Source organism: Thiohalophilus sp. (assembly GCF_031581315.1).
In the GTDB taxonomy this organism is placed as follows: Bacteria; Pseudomonadota; Gammaproteobacteria; order UBA6429; family Thiohalophilaceae; genus Thiohalophilus.
On record NZ_JAVLAZ010000045.1, the window covers coordinates 8,250 to 19,814 of the forward strand.

Here is an 11,565-nt window from a genome sequence, read left to right on the forward strand (position 1 = left end):
GTAACTAGTACCTAGAAACTTATTTACCACCCCCGTGACAGGGTGGGGAATCGGGCGCCTGACCGGTCTCCTGCCATTCGTCCGGCGCGTAGGTGTGCAGCGCCAGGGCATGGATTTTGTTCTGCAGCTCATCGGCCAGAACTTCGTTGATCATCCGGTGACGGGCGATCAGCGGCTTGCCGTCAAAGCTGTCGGAGACGATCACCACCTTGAAGTGTGATTCGGAGCCCGGCGGCACATTGTGATTATCACTTTCGTTGATCACCTGCAAATGCGAGGGATGAATCTGTTGGGAGAGTTTCTCTTCAATGACCGTTTGCATACTCATGCGCTAACTCCGTCAATGTCCGGGGTGAATAAATAAAGTGTATCAAGGTTATGGGTGCCGCCGGCGTGATTTCAAGCCTGCGCTTTGTAGTGTTTTTACCAGGTCACGTCTCGGCACATCCAGACGCTGGTATCAGGAAGCATCATCATCGTTATCCTTGTCCTTGTCCTTGTCCTTGTGGTCCTCGTCCTGGTCTTCATCACCCGGCTTGGCAAACTCGTGGCGAGTCTCGGCAAAATCCTCCAGACGCTGTTTGACTTTATAATTCACCGACTCATGCGGGTATTCGCCCTGTGCATCGGCCTCGCCGGCTGTGACCCCGGTCAGCACTTCAATCGCCTCGTCCACGGTATTCACCGGATAGATATGAAACCGCCCTTCGCGTGCCGCTGCGACAACATCTTCCCGTAGCATCAGATGCTCCACATTGGTGACGGGAATCACCACACCCTGTTCACCATTGAGCCCGATGGCCTGACAGGCATCGAAGAAGCCTTCGATTTTTTCATTAATGCCACCGACCGGCTGTACCTGACCGCGCTGGTTGGCCGAGCCGGTCACCGCCAGTGACTGGCGCACCGGGATACCGGCCAGCGCAGACAACAGGGCGCACAGCTCAGCGATCGTGGCACTGTCCCCCTCGATGCCGCCGTAATTCTGTTCGAACACCAGCGTCGCCGCCAGGGACAACGGCTTGCTGCCAGCAAAGCGCGCGGCCAGGTAGGCCGTCAGGATCATCACACCCTTGGAATGAATCGCCCCGCCGAGTTCTACCTCGCGCTCGATATCCACCACTTCTCCCTCGCCGACCCGCACCGTGGCGGTGACACGACTGGGATGTCCGAAGGCAAAACGACCCACTTCGCTGACGACCAGCGCATTGACCTGCGCGGTCACCGCACCGGCGGTATCGATCAACAACGTCCCGCGCCGGATCTCCTCCATGATGCGTTGCTGTACCCGATCGGAACGATAGATCTGTTTGTCGATCGCCTGTTGCACATCAGCACGGGTAACCAGTTCACGGTCTCCCTGACGGGCCCAGTAATCGGATTCCTGCAACAGATCGTTGATACTGCGCATATGCACCGACAGCTTCTGGGTATCTTCCACCGCACGCCGGCTGTGCTCGATTACCCGGGCTACCGCATCGCGATCAAAATGGAGCAGCTGATCCTTGCGCACCAGGGTCGACAGCAGACGGGCATAGAGGTTCTGGTTATCGTCATTACTGTCGAGACTGTTTTCAAAATCGGCCTGAACCTTGAACAGCTCGGCAAAATCGGGATCGTAGGCCTGCAGCAGATAGTATAAATAGCGTTCACCGACCAGGATGACCTTGACGTCAAGGGGGACCGGTTCCGGCTCCAGACTCACAGTGCTGATCATGCTGTACATTTCCGCCGGCGACTCAATATGGATCTCACCGGCATACAGCACGCGCTTGAGCGCTTCCCAGGCAAATGGCTGGGTCAGGACTTTATGCGCATCGAGCACCAGATAACCGCCGTTGGCACGATGCAGTGCGCCGGATCGAATCAACATGTAATCGGTAACCAGCGTTCCCATCTGCGAGACATATTCGATGCGACCGATCAGATTCTGAAAAATGGGTAAATCCTCGTAGACAACCGGTGCACCCGATGCCTCACTGTGATCGACCAGAACATTCACCTGGTAACGCCGGAACGACTGCTCGGCCTTGCCGGTCTCCCACATCACCATCTCTTCCTCTTCTTGATCACGGAAGGCATTGAGGTTATCAATGACATCCTCCTGTACTTCAGAGAGGTAATCGCTGATCGCCGCTATATCGTTATATTTTTCACGCAGGTCTTCGATCAGGTGGCCAACCGCAAACATACCGACTTCGCGATTGAGAGTTTTGATTGCCTCGCGCAGCTCCCGTTGCCATTGACTGCGCTGATGGAGAATACCGCGCAGCTTGTCTTCCAGGCTGGTGATCACCGCCGACAGGCGCTGCTGTTCTTCTTCCGGCAATGCCTCATATTCTTCCGATTTCATCGGGCGCTCATCCTTGAGCGGCACGAAACTGAATTCGTCCTGGTCCCGGGCACGCACGAGGGTAACACCGTGCTTTTCCGCCTCCTCGGCCAGTTCGGCAAACACTTCCCGCGAGCGCTCCTGGAAACTTTCGTGTAACTCCTGCAGCCGGGCATGATATTGCTCGGTTTCGAACGCATTGGGGATTGCCGAACGCAAATCTTCCACCAGCTGACGCATGTCACGGGCAAAGGCGCTACCCCGCCCGGCGGCCAGTTCGATGGCACGTGGTTTTTCCGGATGGGAAAAATTGGCCACATAGATCCAGTCACGGGCAACCGGCTCTTCGGCGGCGCACTGGTGCAGGAACTGACGCACCATGGTGTGTTTACCCATCCCGCTGGGGCCCAGCACAAACAGGTTATAGCCGTGCCGGCGAATACCCAGACCAAAATGAAGGGCTTCTTCGGCCCGATCCTGGCCCAGCAATCCGTCCAGATCGGCCAGTTCCGCCGTGCTTTTGAATCCGAGTCGATCCGGGTCACAAGGGGTATAAAGCGCGTCCGCGTCGAGTGCCTGTGTCAAAATCAATTCGCCTGTGTTGTTGCCGGGAAAGACTCATACCGCCGCCCGGCCTGCGGTTGGCCCCTACTATAGCAGCGAGCGGCGCACGCGCGGCAAAGCGGAACCATTCGGATTTTTATGTGCCCAAGTAAATACCATTAATCTAAACACGAGACAGGAACTAACTTGTTGTTTAATATTAATAATTCGCTATTTCCCGCATTGTCGACAAGGTTGAAATTTACAATTGTTCACAGCAAACACATTGTCAAGCTAGGGGAATACTCCTAAGTTGTTTAGCAAGCAAATTGTAAAACCGAGAACGAACCCAAACCATCAAGAGGCCAAACCATGAAACTTTCATCACGAGCAGACTATGCCGCCAAGGCCATGCTGGAACTGACGATGAGCCCCGACCGGCCGGTCACGCTGGCCTATCTGGCGCACACCCAGAATATCTCCATCTCCTATCTGGAGCAGATCTTTGCCCTCCTACGTAAGCATGGTCTGGTACGCAGCGTGCGCGGTCCCGGCGGCGGTTATGTATTGAACAAGAATATCGACGAGATTTCCGTCGGCGACATCGTCAAGGCGATCGACCTGCCGGGTAACGACAAGCCGAAAGAGAATGTCCCCAGCGGTCATGGCGCCCCGGAAAGTGCCCACCTGTGGAAACAGCTGTCCGACATGGTCTATGACTACCTGAGCAGCGTCAGCCTGCGGGACATCCACGAAGCGGACAAAAAACAGTCCGGCGATAAATCCAGCCAGGCTGCCTGAATCTAACGCTTCATAAGAAAAAAATGCCCCGCTATTTTTGCTAGCGGGGCATTTTTTATTTTTACCGCCAAGGCAGAGCAAAATAAAAAGTAACAGCCTGACCGATGACACTCTTCGGTTGCCTGCCCACTACCCGCGTGTTGCGAACATCTGTACTTAGATCAAGCCGTCCAGTTCTTGTGATACCCCTGCACCAGACCAATCCATCAGAATCCACTGAATTTCTTAATTTTATTGCATTTGATCTGGATCAAACCCGGCCTGCTTTTACCGCGTTAGATCATTGTCATCACAAACTGCACAGGAGCGAATCATGCAACAGGGTGACAAAGGTATTGCCATGAACGTCGGCAAGACAGTGCTGGTCCTGATCGGGTTTATGGTGTTGATTATTGTGATATCGAATATTATTGCCTGATGTCCTGCGGGCAGGTTCTGAGTTCTGAGTTCTCAGGGTACAGGTCAGGTTGCGCGCAGCGCTACCTGACACCCTATCTATTGGACTATTTTTACCACGAAGACACGAAGCAAAAATGAATACACTTCGCGCCTTCGTGTCTTCGTGGTTACGCTTTTATTAAAATCCAGCCGTGGCATGCCTTTTTGCGCCGGGATGACAGTTTCAGCCGCCAAGTTCCTGCAGCAGGTGATTGACACGGCTGACGTAGGCGACGGGGTCTTCGAGCTGGCCGCCTTCGCTGAGCATGGCCTGTTCGAAGAGGATCAGGGACCAGTCGTTGAACTGCTGGTCGTCTTCCACGTTCTGCAACCGTTTGACCAGGGTATGGTCGGGGTTAATCTCCAGTGACGGCTCGATGTTGGGCACGTTATGGCCGGCCTGCTTGAGCAGTTTTTGCATACTCATGGCCATGTCGTTTTCCGAGACCACCAGGCAGGAAGGGGAATCAGTCAAACGGTGTGAGACCTTGACTTCCTTGACCTTGCCTTCCAGAACTTTCTGCATACGCTCGATCAGCGTCTTGTAATCCTGTTCGGCCTGTTCGACTTTCTCTTTTTCTTCCTTGTCTTCCAGTTCGCCGAGATCCAGCGCGCCCTTGGCGACGGAGACGAATGGCTTGCCGTTGTACTCTTCCATGAAAGACATCATCCATTCATCAACACGATCGTACATCAACAGGACTTCGATCCCCTTCTTGCGGAACAGTTCCAGATGGGGGCTGTTTTTGGCCGCGGCATAGCTTTCGGCGGTGATGTAGTAGATCTTTTCCTGCTTGTCCTGCATGCGTTCGAGGTACGCATCCAGTGAGACGTTCTGCACATCGCTGTCATTCTGCGTGGACGCGAAGCGGAACAGTTTGGCGATCTTCTCCTTGTTGCCAAAGTCCTCGGCCGGACCTTCCTTGAGCACATTGCCGAAAGCCTGCCAGAACTCACTGTATTTCTCTGGCTCGTCCTGGGCCAGTTTTTCCAGGTGCACCAGAATCTTTTTCACCGAGCCATTGCGAATGGTGTCGATCTGGCGATTGCGCTGCAGGATTTCGCGCGAGACGTTCAGCGGCAGATCGTCCGAGTCGACCACCCCGCGCACGAAGCGCAGGTAGTTGGGCATCAGCTGCTCGGCGTCGTCCATGATGAACACGCGTTTGACATACAGCTTGATCCCGTAGCGCTTGTCCCGATCGTAGAGATCGAACGGCGCGCGCTTGGGGATGTAGAACAGCGTGGTGTAGGACTGGGTGCCTTCCACCTTGTTGTGCAGCCAGGAGAGCGGCTCTTCGAAATCATGGGCGACGTGCTTGTAGAATTCGGTGTACTCCTCGTCGCTGATCTCGTCCCGCGCGCGGGTCCACAGGGCGGAGGCTTTGTTGACCGTCTCCAGCTCGTCCGTGGGCTTGCCCTCCTCGTCCCGTTTGGCCATTTCGATCGGCAGGGAGATGTGATCGGAATATTTTTTGATGATGCTGCGTAACTGGAAGTCGTCCAGAAACTCCTCGGCATTCTCGCTCAAATGCAGGGTCACGCTGGTGCCCCGTTCGGGCCGTTCAATGGTCTCGAGGGTATATTCGCCCTCGCCGGCGGATTCCCAGCGCACCCCGTGTTCGGTCCCCAGGCCGGCGCGGCGGGTCTCGACGGTCACCTTGTCGGCAACGATGAAGGAGGAGTAGAAGCCCACCCCGAACTGACCGATCAGCTGGGCGGTTTTGGACTGGTCTTCGGAGAGGGCCTCGAGAAACTTGCGGGTACCGGAGCTGGCGATAGTGCCGATGTTGTCCATCACTTCCTGGCGGTTCATGCCTATACCGTTGTCCGTCACGCTAAGAGTACGCGCCTCCTTGTCGTAATCGATACGCAACTTGAGGTCGGTATCGCCTTCGTACAGCGCATCGTCGGAAAGGGCCTCGAAGCGCAGCTTGTCACAGGCGTCGGAACCGTTGGAGATGAGCTCGCGCAGGAAAATCTCCTTGTTGGAGTAGAGCGAGTGGATCATCAGCTGCAGCAGCTGCTTGACCTCGGTCTGGAAACTCAGGGTCTCTTTATGGGCGTCGACTGTCATGTTCTTCTCACCTTATATATATGCACGGAATGCCAAAGACACAAATTTTGAAGGTTAATAGGGACAGGAGGGGAATTTTTCAAGGTCTGCGCCCTCCGGAGAAGGGCCGAGTAACGAGGGACGAGGCAAAAAAGAAGGTGCGCCCAGCGCACCCGCAGTTTTTCCTCGTCACTCGTCCCTCGTAACTCGTCCCTGGCCCGAAGGGCGCGGGCCTAGAGTCGGTGACGTTCCAGGCTGGTGGCCTTGAGGATGTAGGTGGCGATCTCCTCGATGGATTTGCTGGTCACATCGAGATAATCGATGCGGTTGGTACGGAACAGCGCCTCGACCTGGCGCACTTCGTACTGGCACTGATGCAGAGCGGCGTAACGGCTGTCGGGGCTGCGTTCCTGGCGGATCTGCTGCAGGCGTTCGGGCTGGATGGTCAGGCCGAACAGCTTGTCGCGCCAGGGTTTCAAATCGGTCGGCAACCGGCTCTCTTCCAGCTCTTCGTCCACCAGCGGGTAATTGGCCACAAACACGCCGTAATGGATCGCCAGAAACACGCTGGTCGGGGTCTTGCCGCTGCGCGAGACACCCACCAGGATCAGATCCGCCCGTTCGTACTGGCGAATACTGCCGCCGTCGTCATTTTGCAGGGCAAAATTGACCGCATCCATGCGATGACGATAGTGCTCCTGTGTGACCACCCCGTGGGTGTGCCCCACCGACGCCACCCGCCGGGAACCCAGCTCTTCTTCCAGCGGCGACAGGAACGAGTCCATGAAATCGATAAACAGGCCCTCACTGGAGGCGATGATTTCATGGATGTCGGAGACCACCAGGGTGCTGAAGACGATCGGGCGCAGCCCCTGCTGGCGATGGGCAGCATTGATTCTGTCCCGGGCCTCGCGGGCCTTCTCCTCGCTGTCGATGAAGCGCAGCGTCCGGTAATCAAATGATTGTCCCGCAAACTGGGTCAGCAGGCTGTGACCAAGAGTCTCCGCCGTGATGGCGGTACTGTCAGAGACAAAAAACACCGCGCGTTTGCCGGTCATAAAACGTTCACCCGAGTCATTGTCGTCACTGATATATTGAAAAGCAGGTAAAGCTGCCTGTAACCTGCTCGATAAGCAGTTACACTCTGCTATGAATCATCCTGACAAGCAAGGGGAAACAACGTGACTCAACACCTGATCTGGTTCGATGACCTGCGACTTGATGATGTTCCCCGGGTCGGCGGCAAGAATGCCTCGCTGGGCGAGATGATTCATCAGCTGAGCAACGCCGGAGTGCGGGTACCAGGCGGTTTTGCTACCACCGCCGATGCCTTTCGTGAATTTCTGGAACACAAGGGGCTGGCCGATCGCATCTATGCGGAACTGGACGAGCTGGATATCAATGATGTCACCGCTTTGGCCAAAACTGGCGAACGTATTCGCCAGTGGATTATCGACACGCCCTTCCCGCCGGCGCTGCAAGAGGAATTGCACGAGGCCTTTAATAAACTGCAGAAAGAACAGGGAGAAGAAATCTCTTTTGCGGTGCGCTCTTCGGCCACCGCCGAGGATCTGCCGGAAGCCTCGTTTGCCGGTCAGCAGGAAACCTATCTGAACATCAAGGGTGAGGATAATCTGCTGGACGCTATCCACCATGTCTTCGCCTCACTCTTCAATGACCGGGCCATCACCTACCGGGTCCATAACGAGTTCGACCACCGCGATGTGGCCCTGTCCGCCGGCGTACAACGCATGATTCGCAGCGATATCGGCGCCAGCGGGGTCATCTTCACGATCGATACCGAATCGGGTTTTGAAGACGTGGTGTTTATCACCGCCGCGTACGGGCTGGGTGAAACCGTCGTTCAGGGCCAGGTCAACCCGGACGAATTCTATGTCTTCAAGCCGATGCTGGAAAAAAACAAGCAGGCAGTGATACGTCGCAATCTCGGCCAGAAAGCGATTCGCATGGTCTACGGCGATGATACCGCCCATGCCGGCTCGACCCGGACCGAGGAAGTGCCTCTGGATCTGCAGCGCCAGTTCAGCATCAACGACGAGGAAGCCATGGAGCTGGCCCGTCAGGCCGTGACTATCGAAAACCATTACGGCCGCCACATGGATATCGAATGGGCGCGGGATGGCCTGGACGGCAAACTGTATATCGTGCAGGCCCGGCCGGAGACGGTCAAAAGCCGTAGCGACCGCAATGTCCTGGAACAGTACGAAATGCAGGAGTATGGCAAGGTACTCGCCACTGGCCGCAGCATTGGCCAGCGCATTGGTAGTGGTGTAGCCCGCACGATCATGAACATCAAGGAGATGGATCGTTTGCAAAAAGGCGACGTCCTGATTACCGACATGACCGACCCTGACTGGGAACCGGTGATGAAACGGGCCTCGGCGATCGTCACCAACCGCGGCGGGCGCACCTGCCACGCCGCCATCATCGCCCGCGAACTGGGCATTCCGGCCGTGGTCGGTTGTGGTAATGCCACCGAGGCGGTTACCGATGGTAACGAAGTCACGGTCTCCTGTTCCGAGGGCGATACCGGCTATATCTATGACGGCATTCAGCAGTTCGAGATCAATAAGGTCAACCTGGAAAGCATGCCCGAGCTGCCTTTCAAGATCATGCTGAATGTCGGATCGCCGGATCGTGCTTTTGATTTCAGTTATCTTCCCAATGCCGGTGTGGGTCTGGCGAGACTCGAGTTCATTATCAATCGCATGATCGGTGTGCATCCCAAGGCACTGCTCAATTACGCCAAACAACCGGGTGAGATAAAACAACAGATTGATACTCAGACTGCCGGCTTCCCCGATCCGGTCGGGTTCTTTATCGACAAACTCGCCGAAGGGGTCAGTACTATCGCCGCTGCCTTCTGGCCCAAGCCGGTCATCGTGCGCCTTTCCGACTTCAAGTCCAACGAATACCGCAATCTGATCGGCGGCGAGGCCTACGAACCGCATGAAGAGAACCCGATGATCGGTTTTCGTGGCGCCGGACGCTATATCGCCAAGACCTTCCAGGACTGTTTTGAGCTGGAATGCCGGGCGATGAAAAAGGTCCGTGAAGAGATGGGCCTGAGTAATGTACAGCTCATGATCCCGTTCGTGCGCACTGTGGAACAGGGCCAGCAGGTGATCCAGCTGTTGGAGGACAATGGGCTCAAACAGGGGGAAAACGATCTCAAGGTGATCATGATGTGCGAGATACCCTCCAATGCCCTGCTCGCTGATCAGTTCCTCGAGGACTTTGACGGCTACTCCATCGGCTCCAACGATCTCACCCAGTTGACGCTGGGACTGGATCGCGACTCGGAGCTGGTAGCCGATGCCTTCGACGAGCGCAACGACGCGGTCAAGGCCCTGCTGGCTATGGCGATCAAGGCCTGCCGGGCGCGGGACAAATATGTCGGTATCTGTGGCCAGGGCCCGTCGGATCATCCCGATCTCGCCTTCTGGCTAATGGAGCACGGCATCGACAGCGTCTCGCTCAACCCCGACAGCGTAATATCTACCTGGCTGTATCTCGCCGAACAGTTACAAGAGAAGAACGCCTGACATGGCCCGCCTGTTTATTCTGCTGATCATTATTGCGGCATTCGCCATCTGGACCGGGTTTGCCCTGCGCGCGGATAACCGCTTCTATTCCAACCTCGCCTTTGCCATAGGCGGATTTCTGGCCATCCTGGCGGCGGGCGGTTTTTTCGGGCTGTTATAGCGACCAGGCCGATCCTGAACCAGAACAGGTTCCAGTTCCCCCTGTACACAAGCCGTGTTGCAACCCGGTTCTCAATGGCTAGCCAATCGTTTCAGTTATACCGTAAGCCCGGTGTATCACAGAGACGCTTTAAAAGTGTGATGCCTGTACTATGATGAATTGAGCGTCACCGTTCGTCGCTGCTCATGGCGAATACTGTTAAATATGACAAGGATAGACAAACCAATGAAACAATGGCTGTTCATTTCTCTGCTGGCAATTGTCTCACACATTGCACTGGCTGCTGGCGATGTTGAAACCGGCAGGCAGCTCGCCATGCAAGGCAACAACCAGGGCGCCACGGCGTGTGTCGCCTGTCACGGTGCCAATGGCGAGGGCAATGCCTCGGCGGGGTTTCCCCGTCTGACCGGCTTGAATGCCGAATATCTGGCTAAACAACTGCGGGATTATCGTGCAGGGTCGCGTACCAATCCCACGATGAACCCGATCGCCGCCGCGCTGGATGCGGCGGCGAGCCGGGATGTGGCGGCCTATTATGCCAGTCTTGATCCCGCCGGCGATGCCTCGAAGGGGAAAGAGAGCGCTGCCGGGCGGACCCTCGCACTGCGCGGTGACTGGGATAATACGATTCCCGCCTGCGTCAGTTGTCACGGGCCGGGTGGGCGCGGTGTCGACCCGGCTTTTCCCGCCCTGGCCGGACAGCATGCCAGTTATATCAAGATGCAACTTCAGGCCTGGCGTGACGGTAAACGACGCAATGACGCCAACGATCTGATGAAAGTCGTGGCCGAGCGCATGAGCGAGGAACAAATCCAGGCAGTCGCCGATTACTTCGCCGCCGCGCCTGTTCAACCTGATGCCGGAGCCGACCAATGAAATACACACTTGTTTTGATCAGCTCCCTGCTGCTGATGACCGGAACCAGTGCCGGACAGGAGCGGGATTACCAGTTCGAGCTGCCCGACACAACGGGTGAAGCCCCCAAGTTCACCCCGCCGCCCGAATCGGCCATCCCGGACGATCAGTTTGGCGACATGGTACGCCGCGGGCGTGATCTGTTTATCAACACCCAGCAATTGCGCGGCAAGTATGTGGGTAACGGCCTGAACTGTGTCAATTGCCACGTGGATGCCGGTCGCCGTGCCGACTCGGCGCCGCTGTGGGCCGCCTATACCATGTACCCCGCTTACCGGGGCAAGAATGATCGGGTCAACACCATGGAAGAGCGCATCCAGGGCTGCTTCCGCTACAGCATGAACGGCAAACCGCCACCGTCCGGCAGCGAGGAGCTCACCGCCATCCTGACCTACCATTACTGGCTGGCCAAAGGCGCCCCCACCGGCGTAGCCCTGGCCGGCCGCGGCTATCCGAAGCTGAATCAGCCAGACAAGGCAGCGGATATCCGCCGCGGTCGGCAGGTCTACCAGGCCCAGTGCGCCATTTGTCATGCCGATGACGGCCAGGGTCGCAAGAGTGAAGGCGAGTACGTCTTCCCCCCGCTGTGGGGCGAGGACTCTTTCAACTGGGGCGCCGGCATGCACCGCGTCAATACCGCGGCCAGTTTTATTCATGCCAACATGCCGCTGGGCAAACCCTATAGTCTTAGTGAGCAGAAAGCCTGGGATGTGGCGGCCTACATCAACAGCCACGAACGGCCACAGGATCCGCG

General features: G+C 56.5%; 9 protein-coding genes. 5 read left to right on the forward strand and 4 right to left on the reverse strand.

Going from position 1 to position 11,565, the window contains the following annotated elements; all coding sequences use genetic code 11:
- Window positions 1-19 precede the first annotated feature (19 nt).
- Window positions 20-328 (reverse strand): BolA family protein, encoded by a 309-nt coding sequence (locus RI563_RS08105; RefSeq protein WP_310693863.1) that lies wholly within the window; start codon window positions 326-328, stop codon window positions 20-22.
- Window positions 329-460: 132 nt separating this feature from the next.
- Entirely contained in the window at window positions 461-2,917 is a 2,457-nt protein-coding gene (locus tag RI563_RS08110) for a Lon protease family protein (protein WP_310693864.1), read from the reverse strand.
- 330 nt (window positions 2,918-3,247) lie between these two features.
- Between RI563_RS08110 and RI563_RS08115 the strand changes: the two genes are divergently transcribed.
- Window positions 3,248-3,676, forward strand: a complete 429-nt coding sequence (locus RI563_RS08115) for an Rrf2 family transcriptional regulator (RefSeq protein ID WP_310693865.1) — start codon at window positions 3,248-3,250, stop codon at window positions 3,674-3,676.
- A gap of 622 nt (window positions 3,677-4,298) precedes the next feature.
- Here RI563_RS08115 and htpG read toward each other — a convergent pair.
- Together htpG and RI563_RS08125 are read right to left on the reverse strand one after the other, a co-directional pair.
- Entirely contained in the window at window positions 4,299-6,191 is a 1,893-nt protein-coding gene (gene htpG, locus RI563_RS08120; protein ID WP_310693866.1) for a molecular chaperone HtpG, read from the reverse strand.
- A 212-nt stretch (window positions 6,192-6,403) separates the two neighbouring features.
- Complete coding sequence (locus RI563_RS08125; RefSeq protein ID WP_310693867.1) at window positions 6,404-7,228, reverse strand: pyruvate, water dikinase regulatory protein; 825 nt, start codon at window positions 7,226-7,228, stop codon at window positions 6,404-6,406.
- A gap of 123 nt (window positions 7,229-7,351) precedes the next feature.
- Between RI563_RS08125 and ppsA the strand changes: the two genes are divergently transcribed.
- From ppsA to RI563_RS08145, 4 genes are all read left to right on the forward strand, one after another.
- On the forward strand, window positions 7,352-9,736 hold the full coding sequence (gene ppsA, locus RI563_RS08130; RefSeq protein WP_310693868.1) for a phosphoenolpyruvate synthase: 2,385 nt from the start codon (window positions 7,352-7,354) through the stop codon (window positions 9,734-9,736).
- Between the two features lies 1 nt (window position 9,737).
- Window positions 9,738-9,896 (forward strand): hypothetical protein, encoded by a 159-nt coding sequence (locus RI563_RS08135; protein ID WP_310693869.1) that lies wholly within the window; start codon window positions 9,738-9,740, stop codon window positions 9,894-9,896.
- Between the two features lie 225 nt (window positions 9,897-10,121).
- On the forward strand, window positions 10,122-10,772 hold the full coding sequence (locus RI563_RS08140) for a c-type cytochrome (protein ID WP_310693870.1): 651 nt from the start codon (window positions 10,122-10,124) through the stop codon (window positions 10,770-10,772).
- A partial coding sequence (locus tag RI563_RS08145; RefSeq protein ID WP_310693871.1) for a c-type cytochrome occupies window positions 10,769-11,565 on the forward strand: 797 nt, incomplete at its 3' end. The genes RI563_RS08140 and RI563_RS08145, both read left to right, overlap by 4 nt.